Source organism: Asticcacaulis sp. (assembly GCF_051956075.1).
In the GTDB taxonomy this organism is placed as follows: domain Bacteria; phylum Pseudomonadota; class Alphaproteobacteria; order Caulobacterales; family Caulobacteraceae; genus Asticcacaulis.
The window spans coordinates 13,747-27,833 of the sequence record NZ_JBQCGA010000011.1 but is presented as its reverse complement, the minus strand read 5'-3'; the positions used below and the strand labels follow the sequence as shown (position 1 = coordinate 27,833).

Sequence of the window (14,087 nt, the reverse complement as noted above, 5' to 3'; positions counted from 1 at the left end):
GGGGCCTCGGTCCTGTCGGTTTCCCAATTTCTTTTCCCCCCCCCCCAAACACCCCCCCCCCCCCGGGGGGGGTGGGTGGGTGTGGCGCCCCACCCCACGGAGGGGTCTCTTTGCGGTTGGCGCCGCCACCCCTCCACCGCTTCGCGGTCCCCCTCCCCATGAATGGGGAGGAGAAATGTGTCAAATGTCTCCCAGGCCGCCATAGGAGATGTATTTGACGTTCAGATATTCCTCCAACCCTTCCATCGCGCCTTCGCGGCCGATGCCGGATTCCTTGACGCCGCCGAAGGGGGTGACCTCGGTGGAGATCAGACCGTCATTCATGCCGACCATGCCATATTGCAGGTGCGCCGCCACGCGCATGGCGCGGCCAATGTCGCGGGTATAGGCGTAGGCGGCCAGACCGAAGGGCGTGTCATTGGCCAGTTGGACGGCCTCAGCTTCCGTCTCGAATTTGTAGAGCGGCGCGACGGGACCGAAGATTTCGGTGTCGAAAATCTCCATTTGGCGGCTTACCTGCGTCAGCACCGTCCCTTGATAAAACAAGGAGCCCTGACCATCGACAGCGCCGCCGGTTTCGACTCTGGCGCCATGCGCCACGGCGTCATCAACCAGATGTTTGACCTTATCGACCGCCTTCTGATTGATCAGCGGCCCCAGGGTCGCCTCCTCACGCCAGCCGGGTTCGAGCTTCATCGCCTTGACCTTTTCGGTCAGGGCGGCGGCGAAGCGGTCATAAATGCCCGCCTGCACCAGAATGCGGTTGGCGCACACACAGGTCTGGCCGGAATTGCGGTATTTCGAGGCCAGCGCGCCTTCGACCGCAGCGTCGAGGTCCGCGTCATCGAAGACGATAAACGGCGCATTGCCGCCCAGCTCCATCGACACCTTTTTCATGGTCGGCGCGCATTGCGCGTAGAGCATCTTGCCCACCGGGGTCGAGCCGGTGAAAGAGAGCTTCTTGACACGCGGATCGGAGGTCATGACCTCGCCGACCTCTTTGGCGTGGACGCTGGTGATGACCGTCATCACACCTTCGGGCAGGCCCGCCTCCCGCGCCAGTTGATAGAGGGCCAGCGCCGACAGAGGCGTTTCTTCGGACGGCTTGATCACCACCGTGCAGCCCGCCGCCAAAGCCGGAGCCACTTTTCGGGTGATCATCGAGATCGGGAAGTTCCACGGCGTGATCGCGACGCAGACGCCGACCGGCTGCTTGATGACCTGAAGATGCTTGCCCGGCGCCGTGGCCGGAATGGTGCGGCCATAGGCGCGCTTGCCCTCTTCGGAGAACCATTCGAGGAAAGAGGCGCCATAGGTGACTTCGCCGCGCGTTTCGCGGATCGGGCGGCCCTGCTCCAGCGTGACCAGCATGGCCATGTCTTCGAGATGCGCGAGAACCAGATCATTCCATTTGCGCAGAATCTGGCAGCGCGCCTTGGCGGTCATGCCGGACCAGGCGGCAAACGCCTTGTCGGCGGCCTCGATGCCCGCGGTCGTTTCCGCCGCCCCCTGCGCCTTGACGTAACAGAGGGTCGAGCCGTCTGCGGGGTTCATTACGGGGAAACGGTCGCTGGCCGCCTCGTTGAAGATCAAATCGCCCAGCAGGGCGCGTTGGCTGTCGGATAAGGGCATGGTCTTACACCTTGTAGCTGATCGAGATCGCCTTGAGATCGGCGTACTTATACAGCGCATGCAAGGAGCGGTCGCGCCCGAATCCCGATTGTTTGACGCCACCGAACGGCGATGTAATGTCGCAGGCGTCCCAGCCATTGACCCAGACCAGGCCCGCCTGCAACGCCTTCACAGCCCGCATGGCGCGTGAGACATTGCCGGTCCACACCCCTGCCGCCAGCCCGAACACCGTGCCGTTGGCGATGCGGTACGCCTCGGCCTCGTCCTCGAAGGTCAGCACCGACAGCACCGGGCCGAACACCTCCTCCTGCGCCAGCACATTGTCGGGCGTGATGTCGTCGAGCAGGGTCGGGCCGACATAATAGCCGCCAGTGTCGCCAAGAACGCGTCGCCCGCCCGCGACGACGCGCCCGCCCTCGGCAATGCCCTTTTCGATATAGTCGAGCGCGGTGTTCATCTGGCGCTGCGAGATCATGGCGCCGAACTGGGTCGCCGGATCGAAAGGATCGCCGACCTTGATGTTGCGGGCGATATCGGCGACTTTTTCCACGAAGGCATCCTTGATCGACGCCTCGACCAAAAGGCGCGAGGCCGCCGTGCAGACCTGACCCTGATTGTAAAAGACGCCCCAGGCCGCATTGGCCGCCGCCTGATCGAGATCGTCGCAGTCGGCGAAAACGATCTGCGGCGACTTGCCGCCCAGCTCCAGCGAGACGCGCTTGAGGTTGGAATCGGCGGAGGCGCGCATCAGTTGCCGTCCCACCGGACCGGAGCCGGTGAAGGTGATCATATCGACATCCATATGATGCGCCAGCGCGTCGCCCGCCTCGGCGCCCAGCCCCGGAACGACGTTCCACACGCCTGCGGGCAGACCGGCCTCGACCGCGAGCTGCGCGGCGTAGAGCGCCGACATGGAGGAATTTTCCGCCGGTTTCAGAACGACGCTGTTGCCCATGGCCAGGGCGGGCGCGACCTTCCACATCGCCATGTGCAGCGGGAAGTTCCACGGCACGATGGCGCCGATCACGCCCAGCGGTTCATGCACGACATAGGACAGGCGGTCCTCCGGCGTGGGCGCGACCTCGCCATAAATCTTATCGAGCGCCTCGGCGTAATAGCGCGTGGTGTTGATCGCCGCGCCGATGTCAAAGCCGCGCGTATTGCTGATCGGCTTGCCGGTGTCGAGACATTCCAGCAGGGCCAGTGTCTCGGCGTGATCTTCCATCAGCTCGGCGAAACGGCGAAGGACGGTCTTGCGCTGTTTCGGGGCCAGGCCTCTCCAGCGCCGGTCCTCAAACGCCGCCCGCGCCGAAGCGACCGCCGCGTCCACATCCGCCGCGTCGCAGGCGGCGATGCGGTTGATCAGCCCGCCGTCGCGCGAGCTGTAATTGTCGAAGGTGCGTCCCGAATGCGAGGCGCGCCACTGGCCGTCGATGAAAGCCTTGTCGGGCGTGTTGAGGGCCTGCATCGCCTCGATGACGCCCGCGAGCGTATCGGCAGGTTTCGCGGCTGCGGACATGACGGCCTCCTGATGTTGCGATTGTGATCACAACTAGACACCGGCGCGATGTAAAAAGTCAAGGGCGAGGCGCGTCTTACTTTGGTCCCCGCCGCTTGAGCGGCGTTTCGGCTTCGTGGGCGCGGATGGCGTCCATCATCAGGTCCATGCCTTCAGCGATGTCGGCGGCCATTGAGGCGCGCACGGCCTCGGCGTCGCCGTTCTCAAGCGCCCCAATCATATCCTGATGGTGGTCCTTGGGAAGATGCACGGTCCCCATGCGCCCGAACACCACGCGCATGAACGGTCCGACCTGAAGCCACAGAGTGCGCGCCATGTCGTAGAACAGCTCGGCCCCGGCCAGTTGGTAGATCGAAAAGTGGAAATCCTGATTGGATTGCATGTAGGCCGATACGTCGCCCTTGGCCAGGGCGGCCATCACTGCCGCATCATCGTCACGCAAACGGCGGATGACGTCCTTCGTCGCATGACCCGCCGCCAGCGCGGCCAGTTCCGGCTCGACCCACTGACGGGCCTTCGCCAGTTGCGTCAACCGGTGTTCGTTCAGACCCGGCACGCGCAGGCGTTTATTTACGCTCTGCAATTCCAGCGCGCGTTCGGCGATCAGACGGCGCACCGCTTCGCGCACCGGCATGGGCGAGACGCCCAGATCCTGCGCCAGACCGCGTAAGGACACCGACTTGCCCGGCGGAATCCGCCCCTGGATCAGCGCCTCGGCGATCCGGTCATAGACCTGATCGTGAATACGGGCGTCCGCGCCCGCGCCTTCCGCCGCCGTATCCAGTCTGACGACCGCCATTCTCAACAACCCTTGTTCAACGCGGCGCTTGCAAGCTGCGCATTTTTGTGATCACATTTGCGCCGATTACCCCCACCTTAGCACAGTTCCGCCTCCAGTCCACAAAGCTGTCGTCAGGAAACTGTCGCAATTTCCGACATAACCGCATGCCCGATACGCCAAACCTCGAAAACTTCTGGATGCCGTTCACGCCCAATCGCGCGTTCAAGGCCAGACCCAAGCTGCTGGCCTCGGCGCAGGGCATGTATTATCGCGACGTCGAGGGGCGCGAGATTCTCGACGGCACGGCGGGACTGTGGTGCGTCAATGCCGGGCATGGCCGCACAATCATCACAGAGGCGATTCAGAAGCAGGCGGCGGTGCTGGATTTCGCACCTACCTTTAATCTGGCGCATCCGCTGGCTTTTGAATTTGCTGAAAAACTGGCCGCCCACCTGCCCTATGATTTAAAGCGCGTCTTCTACACCAATTCCGGCTCGGAATCGGCGGATACGGCGCTGAAGATCGCTCTGGCCTATCAGCGCGCGCGCGGACAGGGGACGCGCACCCGGCTGATCGGACGCGAGCGCGCCTATCACGGCGTCGGCTTTGGCGGGATCAGCGTCGGCGGCATCGTGCGCAACCGTATGACCTTCGGCACGCTGCTCACCGGCGTCGATCACCTGCCGCACACGCATGGCGTCCCCGGCAATCTGTTCGCCAAGGGCCAGCCGGAATACGGCGCAGACCTTGCCGATGCGCTGGAACGCATCGTCGCCCTGCACGACGCCTCAACCATCGCCGCCGTCATCGTCGAGCCGGTGGCCGGATCAACCGGCGTTCTGGTTCCGCCCAAAGGCTATCTGGAGCGGTTACGCGCCATCTGCGACAGGCACGACATCCTGCTGATCTTCGATGAGGTAATCACCGGCTTCGGGCGGCTGGGCGCGCCGTTCGCCGCCGACTATTTCGGCGTGCGCCCCGACATGATCTGCATGGCCAAGGGGCTGACCAACGCCGCCGTGCCGATGGGCGCGGTCGCGGTGTCGAACCGCATCTATGACGCCTTCATGCAGACCTCGGAAACGCCGATCGAGCTGTTCCACGGCTATACCTATTCGGGCCATCCGCTGGCCTGTGCGGCGGGAATCGCGACGCTGGACGTCTATGAGAGCGAGGGTCTTCTGACGCGCGGCGCGGAGTTGTCCGGTTACTGGCAGGAGGCGATGCACAGTCTGAAGGACGCAAAACACGTCATCGACATAAGAAACTTAGGTCTTATCGGCGGGATTGAACTGGAGCCGCGTGCGGGCGCGGCGACCGCGCGGGCGCTGGAAGTCTTCGACCGCTGTTTCGAGGCGGGCGTGCTGATCCGCACCACGGGCGACATCATCGCCCTGTCGCCGCCGCTGATCATCGAAAAAGCTCAGATCGACCGTATCGTGGAGACGATTCGCGGAGCGCTGGCCGCGACGGCTTGACGGGGCCGATTTGTGTCATGGAATTTAACCACGGAAAACACGGAAAGCACGGACAATGGAGTTGGCGCAACGGATGAACACGCAATGGGACAGATCATGACGCGCTTTGCGCGTCGTCTCATTGTCCGTGCTTTCCGTGTTTTCCGTGGTTAAAGCCCATTAGTCACAATTGCCGCCACGAACAGAAACGCCAGATAAAGCCCGGCGGCGATGACGTAGCTGGCGCCCTTCTCCACGCCGCGGTTGTGGATCAGGCCGCGCGCGGCGAACACCGCCAGCACGACCGCCAGACAGGCCCAGCCCCAATGCGGCGCTGTTCCCAACTGCGCCAGACCGGCCCAGATCAGGCCGACGGTGAGAACGGCGTACAGTGCCGCACCCAGCACTTTCAGTCCGTGCCACAAACCTCGCAAAAACGTCATCCCATCGCCTCCCGAAGCGGATTATAGTGCAACATTGCTTCGGGAAAAGAGAGGCTTAATCATATTGCCCCTTTACTCCGGGCGCATTAGTTCAGAAGCTTAGAGGGCACTGTCAGGGATTACCATGTTCAACTTCTCCAACCAGATCGACGCGCTCAAGAGTTTCATTATCGGCCTGACCCTGATTCTGGCCTGCACGATTCTGGGCATTATCTGGATCAGCATCGGGCTTTACCAGCTCGTCGCCAGGACCATCGGGCCGATGTGGGGGCCGATCGTACTGGGCGGCCTGTTCCTGCTGCCCATCGCGGTTTATTTCATCCATCGCGCCCTGCCGCACAATAAGGACAAGCGCCGCAAGTCGGCGATGGAGGAGGCCTTCGCCAATTCCACGGTCGGCAGCATGTCGCGCATGATCGACAGCCTGTCCACCACTTCGCCGATTCTGGCCGCCGTGGCGGCGGTGGTCGCCGGTTTTATGGCGACGCGCTTCCCGCAATTCCTGCCGCTGGTCGCGCAGATCGTGGTGGCGGTCAATGAGGAGCTTCAGGGCCGCAAGGTGCGCAAGGCGGAAAGGAAGGCGAAGGACGCGCGCGAGGAATATGAGCGCACGGTCAATAATCCGGTCCCGCCCGATGTCGAACCGATCAACAAGCGCCGCCGCCGCAAAGAGCCGGAAATGTACGAATAAAAAAAGCCGCCCGGAAGGGGCGGCTTTTTCTTAGGCCTGTGCTGAGGCTAGAGGTCTTCTTTGAGAATCGCCGTACCGCGCTCAAGCAGCAAAGCTATAGCGCAACGAAAATAGAGATGGCTATTCTCAAAGGTCTTCTTTGAGAATAGCCATCTCAAAGAGGTAGGAGCCTTCCTCGTCCTCATCGACATAGACCACGCCGATAAATTCCTCGCCGATAAAGACTTCGGCGGAGTCCTTCTGCTTGCGCGCCTTGAGCTCAAGGCCCTTGGTCTTGAAGATTTTGAACAGGTAGTCCTGAACCTTGTTGATTTCGTTCGGTGTCATGTGCGGCCTCGAATGGGGTTATGGCGTTTTGCCCGCAGGATATGTCGTCAGAATAACGGCAAACGCTTTGCGCGGGGATAAATTTTATCGTGAGGCCCGTTTACGACGTGCGGTCGGTCAGCGCAAACGCCAAGCGAGATTTTCCCCAAATCAGGCGCGTAAAGCCACATTCAGATCGAAAAATCGAGGTCGATTTCCGGCATGGTGTGGTCCATTTGGCGGGCCGGGGCGTCGCAGGTCTTGCAATTGACCAGCTTGGCCGGAACGCCCGCCGCCGTGCAGTGCGCCGGGACGGGTTTCAGCACCACCGAGCCTGAGGCGATCTTGGCGTAGTCGCCGATCTGGATATTGCCCAGCACATTGGCGCCCGCGCCCAGAAGGACGCCCTTGCCGATCTTGGGGTGGCGGTCGCCGCGTTCGGCGCCTGTGCCGCCAAGGGTTACGCCTTGCAGGATCGAGCAGTCATCGCCGACCACCGCCGTTTCGCCAATCACGATGCCGGTGCCGTGGTCGAGAAACACGCCCTTGCCGATGCGCGCGGCGGGGTTGATGTCGATCTGAAACAGCTCCGAGACGCGGCTTTGCAGAAAGTGCGCCATGGTCGTGCGCCCCTGCGTCCACAGGCAATGCGAGACGCGGTAGATTTGCAGGGACAAAAAGCCCTTGAAGAACATGAAGGCTTGCAAGTAGCCCTTGGCCGCCGGGTCGCGTTCATAGACGGCGTGCAGGTCGGCTTCGGCGTAATCGACAAGCTGGGAATCGCCCGCAAAGCAGCCTTGCGCCAGTTCGCGCAAGGTAATGCTGGACATGGAATGGTCGCCCAGCTTGTTGGCGATGTGAAAGCTCAGGGCCGAGGCCAGATCGGCGTGCGACAGGATGGTCGAGTGCAGCATCGAGGCCAGGGCCGGTTCGTGCGCCGACGCCTCCTGCGCTTCGCGGCGCAAGCTGATCCAGATCGGCTTGTCATCGCTACGGATGACCTCGAAGGGTTGGGCCACAATCGTCTCCTAGTCCAGATCGAGCGCGCGGGTCAGGTCGGGCGGCAGGTCGCCGCTTCTGGCCATATGGTACACCCGCAATGTACACACAACCGTTAAGCCGTCGCGTATCTGGCCCTTTATAACAGCATCGAGCAGGGTTTTGAAGGGAACGCGCGCATGGTCGAACACTTCGGTCTCGTCCGGCGCCACCTCGCCGCCGGTCAGGCCGGTGGCCAGATAGCAGATGGCGACCTCGTCCGTGACGGAATTGGACATGTCGAAGCTAAGGATTTGCCGCCAGTCCTGCGCGCTCAATCCGGTCTCCTCGCGCAGTTCGCGTTTGGCGCCGTCGAGCGGGTCTTCGTCAAGCGGCGCGCCGCCTTCGGGCAGCTCCCAGCTATAGGCGTCGAGCGGGAAGCGCGCCTGGCCGACCAGTGTGACGCTTCCGTCGTCGTGCAGCGGGAAGATCGCCATCGCCCGGTTCTTGAAATGCACCATCGCATAATGGGCGGGCGCGCCGGTCGGGGCCACGGCGTCGCTGATCTCAAGGCTAAGCCAGGGATTGTCAAACGCGGTCTGACGATTAAGACGCGCCCATTTCGGACGCTTCGCCGCGCGCCGGGCGTCGTCCCAGGGCGGAAGAGGGATATCGGTTTCGGTCATCTTGTCACCTTGGGTTTTGCCGAGCGCGGTCTATATAGGGGGCAGGACCGATCAGGATGAGACTTCATGACCGCATTTGACACGACGCCGCACGAATTTGGCAAGCCGCTTCCGCAAAAAGCCTCCGATGAGGTGTTAGAGGCCCTGTTCAATCGCCGCAGCGCGCCCGCGCCGACGCTTCAGCAACCGGGGCCGTCGCCAGAGCAGATGGACTTGCTGATCCGGCTGGGCCTGCGCGTCCCTGACCACGGCAAAATCGGGCCGTGGCGCATCGTGCGCTTTACGCCCGAGGCCAAGACGCAGGTGGTGGAGAAGCTGAAAGCCCTGGCCGAATCGCGCGGCGACAAGAAGGACGTCGGCGCGCTGATCAAGATGTCCACGCCGCCGGACATGCTGATGGTGGTGTCCGCCCCGATCCAGCCGCACAAGATTCCGCTTTGGGAGCAGCAACTGTCCGCCGCCGCCGTGTGCCAGAACCTTTTGATCGCGGCAGGGGCGATGGGCTATGGCGCCAACTGGATTACCGACTGGTACGCCTATGATGCTGAGGCGCGGACGATTCTGGGCGTGAAAGAGGACGAGAATGTCGCGGGCTTTATCTATCTCGGCACGCCCACCGAACCGCCGCTGGAACGGGAGAGGCCGGATTATGATGCGCGGGTGAGTTGGTGGGGTTAGAAAATACCAACATTAGCGCCAAGACGTGCAACTCTATAGCGTTCGTATATAAACGCCAGAGTTAAGGCGATGGGCGTGGCCACCACACAATAGGTAAAAAGACCAATCAGCCAGCCCACGTAACCCAGCGTTTCGGAAAGCCGCGCTATGAAAGGTACACTCGATAGATACGTCAAAGGCAAGACTGCGCTAAAAATCACATAACTACCAAAAGGCAAAACCGATTTTCGTAGTTTTCGAACCTCAAATGCGACGACGCCGATAATCCAAAAATACAGCAACGCAACGAAGTCCATGCTCGCGACACGGGCGTCCCTCAAATAGCTGTGGCCCACCGCCAGTTCTACACTTCGTATAAGGTGTGGGGACACCATGCCTGACACGATGCAAAAGGTCAGTGACACGCAACAACGTATCCACCATTTCCCCCAAAGCCCCCTCACCACCGCCTAGCCCCTGCCGCGGTAGGTCGGGACGCCGAAGTCGGGGATATAGACGCCTGACGGCGGGACGTCGCTTTGCCAGAAGACGTCGATCGGGATGCCGCCGCGCGGATACCAGAAGCCGCCGATGCGTATCCAGCGCGGGTCGAGCAGGTCTTTGAGCCGCTTGGCGATGTAAACCGTGCAGTCCTCGTGGAAGGCGCCGTGATTGCGGAAGCTGGTCAGGAACAGTTTGAGCGACTTGGATTCCACCAGCCATTCGCCCGGCACATAGTCGATGACCAGATGGGCGAAATCGGGCTGACCGGTCACCGGACACAGCGAGGTAAATTCCGGCGCGGTGAAGCGCGCGACATAGTTCACGTCGGTATGCGGGTTCGGCACGCGCTCCAGCACGGCCTTTTCGGGAGAGTCGGCCTGCGCGGCGTGCGCGCCAAGCTGGGTCAGGTTGTCGGTGTAATGGCTCATGGCTCCCGATATAGAGGCGGAGGCGGTTTTGGCAAGAGCCTGCGCTTTTCCATCTTTACGTTCGCGTCAATTTAGCGCTAGTCTCGGCGGCAAAATTGACAGAGGAAACCCGTCATGGCCGTGCCTATATCGCTTGCGAAAAACCTCCGCTTTCCCGTGGCCGCCGCGCCGATGTTTCTGGTGTCGGGGCCTGAGCTGGTGATCGCGACCTGCAAGTCGGGCATGATCGGCACGTTTCCGGCGCTCAATCAGCGCACTTCGGAAGGCTATGCCGACTGGCTGACTCAGGTGAAGGCGGCGCTGGGGCCAGACGACGCCAGCTATGGCGTCAATCTGATCGTGCATCAGACCAATACCCGTTTGATGGCCGATCTGGCCGTCACCGCCGAGCATAAGGTTCCGCTGGTCATCACCTCGCTGGGCGCGGTGCGCGATATTGTCGATGGCGTGCATGCCTATGGCGGCGTGGTGTTTCACGACGTCATCAATGCGCGCCACGCCAAGAAGGCCGCCGATGCGGGGGTGGACGGGTTGATCCTGGTCGCGGCGGGTGCAGGCGGCCATGCCGGGACGCAGCATCCGTTCGCCCTGATCAACGAAATCCGCCAGTTCTTTTCGGGGACGATCCTGCTGTCCGGGTCGATCTCGACCGGCGGCGATGTGGCGGCGGCCTTGATGGCGGGCGCAGACCTCGCCTATATGGGCACGCGCTTTATCGCCACGACAGAAGCGGCGGCGCAGGCCGAATATAAGGCGATGCTGACCGAGACGAGTGCGAAAGACATCACCTATACGGACGCGATTTCCGGCATCAACGCCAACTTCCTGACGCCTTCGCTGATCGCTAACGGGCTCGATCCGAACGCCGCGAAAGACCCTAAGCACAAGATCGACATGGCGCACGAACTGAACGCCGAAGCCAAGGCGTGGAAGACCGTCTGGTCCGCCGGTCAGGGCGTCGGCTCGATCCACGACGTTCCAGCAGTTACTGAACTGGCGGCGCGGTTGCGCGCGGAATTTGATAACGCTCTGATTTCTTTTGATGACAAGCGGCGCGCCTACAGCCTATAACCGGGTTATGCGCTGTTGGCTCCTCCTCGTCCTGCTGGCCAGTCCGATCGTCAGCCCTGTCGCGGCCCATGCCGGCGACGCCAATGACGACCCCAACGCCGTGTGGAATCAGCCCGCCAACTGGCAGGCGCAAGTATCGTTGTCCACCTCCGGCGTGATCAACGGCGTCATCAATCGCAAGCCGCAACTCGGCTTCGATGTGAGCGGACGCAAGAGCGATCTCTATTTTGGCGCCCATGCCCAGACCGCCGATTCCAATGTTGGCACAGATTATGAGGATCGGCTTTTTGTCGGTTATACGCAGAAGCTCGACCCGGTGGCGCTGCGCTGGCAATTGACTTACAAGACCTATCCGGGCACGCCGTCGCAATATACCGATCAGGCGCTCGACTATCAGGTGACGGCGTCGAAAAACCTGCTGGGTCTGAACACGTCGCTTGGCGTAGAATACACCAATGCTGACTATACAACGGTGCGCAAATCTTACGGGCTGAACTTTTCGCTGGGGCGCAGCCTGCTGAAAAAGATGTACGGCTGGTTGAGCATCTCGCACAAGCACAATACCGGCAGCGTCGATTACACCAACACCAATATCGGCGTGGCGTACCAGTTGACCGACAAGATCGGCGTCTCGACCAGCATCAATGACTGGCACGCCTATGCGTCCTGGGCCGAGGACCATCCGACCTTTTCGATTGCGATCAATCGCAAGCTTTAAGCGAAGACGCCAAGCGCCTGTTCTATGTCGGCGATCAGGTCTTCCGGGTCTTCGAGGCCGATATAGAAGCGGATGAACGAGCCCTCGGCATATGGATCGGCTGTGCCCGGCGTGCGGGTGCGGAAGGCGAACTGCGGCTCGCAATTGACGGCGAGGCTCTCATAGCCGCCCCAGGAAAAGCCGAGGCCGAACAGGGTGAGCAGGTCCAGAAAGGCCTGCGATTGCGGCTCGCCATCGCCTTTGAACTGCACGAGAAACAGGCCGTTGGCGGCGGAAAAATCGCGCGCAAAGACCGCATGGCCGGGATGGCTTGGCAGACCCGGATGCACGACGCGCAGGACTTCCGGGCACCTCTCCAGCCACTTGGCGACCTTCAAGGCGCTATCGCCGCTCTGCTTCAGACGCAGGCTCATGGTGCGCAGGCCGCGCAGGGCCAGATAGGATTCATCTGCCGAGGTGAAGAAACCCCACGCCTTGATCGCCTTGTGCAAGGTTGCGGCCAGTTTGGCGTCCGAGACGCTGACGGACCCGATCAGCACGTCGGAATGGCCGCCGACATATTTTGTCAGGGCCTGCATGGACAGATCGACGCCGTGGTCGAGCGGTTTGAACAACATGCCGCCGCCATAGGTATTGTCGCACAGGGTCAGAAGGCCCCTCGCCTTCGCCGCCTTCGCGATGGCGGGTATGTCCTGAATGTCGAAGGTCAGCGAACCGGGGCTTTCGACATAGATCATCTTCGTCGCCGGTCTGGCGAGGGCCATGACCTCATCGGCGCTCAAGGCCGGATCGTAATAGCGCGCGGTGACGCCATAGCGTTTGAGCTGCGTGTCGAGAAAGCGCCGCACCGGCGCATAGCAGCTATTGACGACCAGAATTTCATCGCCCGCAGCCAGACACGCGAAGAGCGGCAGGGTCAGGGCCGCCAGACCGCTGGGCAGGATGAAGCTCTCGTGCGCGCCCTCAAGCTCGGCGATCATGCGACACAGTTCGACCTGGGTGGACAAACCATCCGTGCCATAGGTCGGCTTGATGTCGTCGTCATAAAGCTTGTCGGCGCTTTCGAACAAAACGGTCGAACCGCGCTCGACCGGCGTGTTGACGGAACGGCGCGAACGGGCGCGGCCAAGCGTGGCGGAGGTCAGGCGGGTCGTATCTTTCATGCCCTGCTTGAAGCGCGAAACGATGCGCGTGGCAAGACTCTATTGCGACGCGACCTATTCAGGCGCCATCAGGGGCGTCGTCACATCGGCATTGCGATCGACGCTGAGCCAGCCCTTGTCGAAATGAAGTTCCGCCACCTGCACCGCCGTCCTCTGATGCCAGTACGGGTCGGTCTTGGCTTCAGGCGCATTCTCCTGATGCACGAAATAATAGATGAAGGCGTGCCCGTCATTGACGATGACGTCGGCGTGCTGGCCCTTGGCGTTGTCGGTGGCGTGGGTTCCCGGCTGTTCGAGGAGACGCGTCGGTTGCAACTCCCAAGAGGCGGCGTCGTTGGAGCGCAGCACGATCAGCCCCTCCCACTTGTCCGCGATCAGCCAATACCAGCCCTTGAAAAAGAAGACCTTGGGGCCTTCGGCATTGGTGTCGATGACGGGATGGTTGAGCACCTTCTTCCAGTGAACCAGATCGTCGGAATCGAGCGCGAAGATGCGGCTGCCCTTGCGTTCGTCCTTGTACCACAGGCGGTAATGGTGGTCGGAGAGTTTGATCACCGACGGGTCGATGACGCGTTCGGAACCCGTCTCCACCGTATCGGAGCAGGTCCAGCTCTTGAGATCGGGGCTGGTCAGGTGGACGATTTTCGCGGTCGCGCCGTGACCCCAGGAGATGTAAATGCCCGGCACGACGGTCAGCCACATATGATAGGTTCCGGCCTCATAATACATTTCCGGCGCCCACAGGGTCGGGCCAGTGCAGGCGGCAGGGAATTTGGCCATGCCTGCATAGCGCCATTTGAGGCCGTTTTTCGAGATCGCCATACCGATTGGCGTACCATGAACCCAACTGACATCCTTCGGGTCAGGCAGTTTCAGCGTGGCGCGCCGATTGGTGTAGAACATCACCCAGCGATGCTGTGCGCGGTCATAGATGGACGAGACGTCCGCCGCGCCATCATAGACCGGGTCGCGATAGAGGGGTTTCGGCGCGGTTTCGGCGAAGGCGGGTGCGGCGAGCAGCAAAAGGCTCAGCAGCGCGAACAGGCGGCGCAT

At 61.7% G+C, this 14,087-nt stretch carries 16 protein-coding genes; 5 read left to right on the top strand and 11 right to left on the bottom strand.

The annotated features are described in order from the left end of the window. Positions 1-180 precede the first annotated feature (180 nt). The 3 genes from ACTHLA_RS03285 to ACTHLA_RS03275 all read right to left on the bottom strand — a co-directional run bounded on the left by ACTHLA_RS03285 (position 181) and on the right by ACTHLA_RS03275 (position 3,950). On the bottom strand, positions 181-1,632 hold the full coding sequence (locus tag ACTHLA_RS03285) for an NAD-dependent succinate-semialdehyde dehydrogenase (RefSeq protein ID WP_440185437.1): 1,452 nt from the start codon (positions 1,630-1,632) through the stop codon (positions 181-183). Positions 1,633-1,636: 4 nt separating this feature from the next. After that, positions 1,637-3,151 carry an aldehyde dehydrogenase gene (locus ACTHLA_RS03280; RefSeq protein WP_440185435.1) on the bottom strand — a complete coding sequence of 505 codons (1,515 nt, stop codon included), beginning with the start codon at positions 3,149-3,151 and terminating at the stop codon, positions 1,637-1,639. A gap of 76 nt (positions 3,152-3,227) precedes the next feature. Further along, on the bottom strand, positions 3,228-3,950 hold the full coding sequence (locus ACTHLA_RS03275) for a GntR family transcriptional regulator (RefSeq protein ID WP_440185433.1): 723 nt from the start codon (positions 3,948-3,950) through the stop codon (positions 3,228-3,230). Positions 3,951-4,096: 146 nt separating this feature from the next. Between ACTHLA_RS03275 and ACTHLA_RS03270 the strand changes: the two genes are divergently transcribed. Beyond that, positions 4,097-5,410 carry an aspartate aminotransferase family protein gene (locus ACTHLA_RS03270; protein WP_440185431.1) on the top strand — a complete coding sequence of 438 codons (1,314 nt, stop codon included), beginning with the start codon at positions 4,097-4,099 and terminating at the stop codon, positions 5,408-5,410. Between the two features lie 149 nt (positions 5,411-5,559). Here ACTHLA_RS03270 and ACTHLA_RS03265 read toward each other — a convergent pair whose 3' ends face one another. Further along, positions 5,560-5,832, bottom strand: a complete 273-nt coding sequence (locus tag ACTHLA_RS03265; protein WP_440185429.1) for a hypothetical protein — start codon at positions 5,830-5,832, stop codon at positions 5,560-5,562. A 124-nt stretch (positions 5,833-5,956) separates the two neighbouring features. On the opposite strand from ACTHLA_RS03265, the gene ACTHLA_RS03260 reads away from it, so the two are divergent. Next, a complete protein-coding gene (locus tag ACTHLA_RS03260) occupies positions 5,957-6,523 on the top strand; it encodes a hypothetical protein (protein ID WP_440185427.1) in 567 nt (188 codons plus the stop codon). A gap of 126 nt (positions 6,524-6,649) precedes the next feature. On the opposite strand, the gene ACTHLA_RS03255 is transcribed toward ACTHLA_RS03260, so the two are convergent. The 3 genes from ACTHLA_RS03255 to ACTHLA_RS03245 all read right to left on the bottom strand — a co-directional run bounded on the left by ACTHLA_RS03255 (position 6,650) and on the right by ACTHLA_RS03245 (position 8,493). Continuing rightward, positions 6,650-6,850 (bottom strand): DUF3126 family protein, encoded by a 201-nt coding sequence (locus ACTHLA_RS03255; RefSeq protein WP_440185425.1) that lies wholly within the window; start codon positions 6,848-6,850, stop codon positions 6,650-6,652. A gap of 170 nt (positions 6,851-7,020) precedes the next feature. Beyond that, positions 7,021-7,848, bottom strand: coding sequence for a serine O-acetyltransferase (gene cysE / locus ACTHLA_RS03250; protein ID WP_440185423.1), 828 nt, complete (start codon positions 7,846-7,848; stop codon positions 7,021-7,023). Between the two features lie 9 nt (positions 7,849-7,857). After that, positions 7,858-8,493: an NUDIX domain-containing protein gene (locus ACTHLA_RS03245; RefSeq protein ID WP_440185421.1), complete on the bottom strand. Its 636-nt coding sequence runs from the start codon at positions 8,491-8,493 to the stop codon at positions 7,858-7,860. A 66-nt stretch (positions 8,494-8,559) separates the two neighbouring features. Between ACTHLA_RS03245 and ACTHLA_RS03240 the strand changes: the two genes are divergently transcribed. Further along, complete coding sequence (locus ACTHLA_RS03240; protein ID WP_440185419.1) at positions 8,560-9,171, top strand: nitroreductase family protein; 612 nt, start codon at positions 8,560-8,562, stop codon at positions 9,169-9,171. Here the strand turns inward: ACTHLA_RS03240 and ACTHLA_RS03235 are convergent. Both ACTHLA_RS03235 and queF read right to left on the bottom strand, forming a co-directional pair. Next, complete coding sequence (locus ACTHLA_RS03235; protein WP_440185417.1) at positions 9,168-9,467, bottom strand: hypothetical protein; 300 nt, start codon at positions 9,465-9,467, stop codon at positions 9,168-9,170. The genes ACTHLA_RS03240 and ACTHLA_RS03235 overlap by 4 nt on opposite strands. A 153-nt stretch (positions 9,468-9,620) precedes the next feature. Beyond that, on the bottom strand, positions 9,621-10,082 hold the full coding sequence (queF, locus tag ACTHLA_RS03230) for a preQ(1) synthase (protein ID WP_440185415.1): 462 nt from the start codon (positions 10,080-10,082) through the stop codon (positions 9,621-9,623). Positions 10,083-10,196: 114 nt separating this feature from the next. Here queF and ACTHLA_RS03225 point away from each other — a divergent pair, with 114 nt between their 5' ends. Together ACTHLA_RS03225 and ACTHLA_RS03220 are read left to right on the top strand one after the other, a co-directional pair. Continuing rightward, entirely contained in the window at positions 10,197-11,153 is a 957-nt protein-coding gene (locus ACTHLA_RS03225; protein WP_440185413.1) for an NAD(P)H-dependent flavin oxidoreductase, read from the top strand. 7 nt (positions 11,154-11,160) lie between these two features. After that, complete coding sequence (locus ACTHLA_RS03220) at positions 11,161-11,871, top strand: hypothetical protein (protein WP_440185411.1); 711 nt, start codon at positions 11,161-11,163, stop codon at positions 11,869-11,871. On the opposite strand, the gene metC is transcribed toward ACTHLA_RS03220, so the two are convergent. Further along, on the bottom strand, positions 11,868-13,034 hold the full coding sequence (gene metC / locus ACTHLA_RS03215; protein ID WP_440185409.1) for a cystathionine beta-lyase: 1,167 nt from the start codon (positions 13,032-13,034) through the stop codon (positions 11,868-11,870). The two genes, ACTHLA_RS03220 and metC, sit on opposite strands and share 4 nt — an antisense overlap. A 54-nt stretch (positions 13,035-13,088) precedes the next feature. Then, on the bottom strand, positions 13,089-14,087 hold the full coding sequence (locus tag ACTHLA_RS03210; protein WP_440185407.1) for a glycoside hydrolase family 43: 999 nt from the start codon (positions 14,085-14,087) through the stop codon (positions 13,089-13,091).

Coding starts and splice junctions, on each gene's coding strand:
- ACTHLA_RS03285 (WP_440185437.1), bottom strand. CDS start 1,632: ATGCCCTTATCCGACAGCCAACGCGCCCTGCTGGGCGATTTGATCTTC.
- ACTHLA_RS03280 (WP_440185435.1), bottom strand. CDS start 3,151: ATGTCCGCAGCCGCGAAACCTGCCGATACGCTCGCGGGCGTCATCGAG.
- ACTHLA_RS03275 (WP_440185433.1), bottom strand. CDS start 3,950: ATGGCGGTCGTCAGACTGGATACGGCGGCGGAAGGCGCGGGCGCGGAC.
- ACTHLA_RS03270 (WP_440185431.1), top strand. CDS start 4,097: ATGCCCGATACGCCAAACCTCGAAAACTTCTGGATGCCGTTCACGCCC.
- ACTHLA_RS03265 (WP_440185429.1), bottom strand. CDS start 5,832: ATGACGTTTTTGCGAGGTTTGTGGCACGGACTGAAAGTGCTGGGTGCG.
- ACTHLA_RS03260 (WP_440185427.1), top strand. CDS start 5,957: ATGTTCAACTTCTCCAACCAGATCGACGCGCTCAAGAGTTTCATTATC.
- ACTHLA_RS03255 (WP_440185425.1), bottom strand. CDS start 6,850: ATGACACCGAACGAAATCAACAAGGTTCAGGACTACCTGTTCAAAATC.
- ACTHLA_RS03245 (WP_440185421.1), bottom strand. CDS start 8,493: ATGACCGAAACCGATATCCCTCTTCCGCCCTGGGACGACGCCCGGCGC.
- ACTHLA_RS03240 (WP_440185419.1), top strand. CDS start 8,560: ATGACCGCATTTGACACGACGCCGCACGAATTTGGCAAGCCGCTTCCG.
- ACTHLA_RS03235 (WP_440185417.1), bottom strand. CDS start 9,467: ATGGACTTCGTTGCGTTGCTGTATTTTTGGATTATCGGCGTCGTCGCA.
- queF (WP_440185415.1), bottom strand. CDS start 10,082: ATGAGCCATTACACCGACAACCTGACCCAGCTTGGCGCGCACGCCGCG.
- ACTHLA_RS03225 (WP_440185413.1), top strand. CDS start 10,197: ATGGCCGTGCCTATATCGCTTGCGAAAAACCTCCGCTTTCCCGTGGCC.
- ACTHLA_RS03220 (WP_440185411.1), top strand. CDS start 11,161: ATGCGCTGTTGGCTCCTCCTCGTCCTGCTGGCCAGTCCGATCGTCAGC.
- metC (WP_440185409.1), bottom strand. CDS start 13,034: ATGAAAGATACGACCCGCCTGACCTCCGCCACGCTTGGCCGCGCCCGT.
- ACTHLA_RS03210 (WP_440185407.1), bottom strand. CDS start 14,087: ATGCGCCGCCTGTTCGCGCTGCTGAGCCTTTTGCTGCTCGCCGCACCC.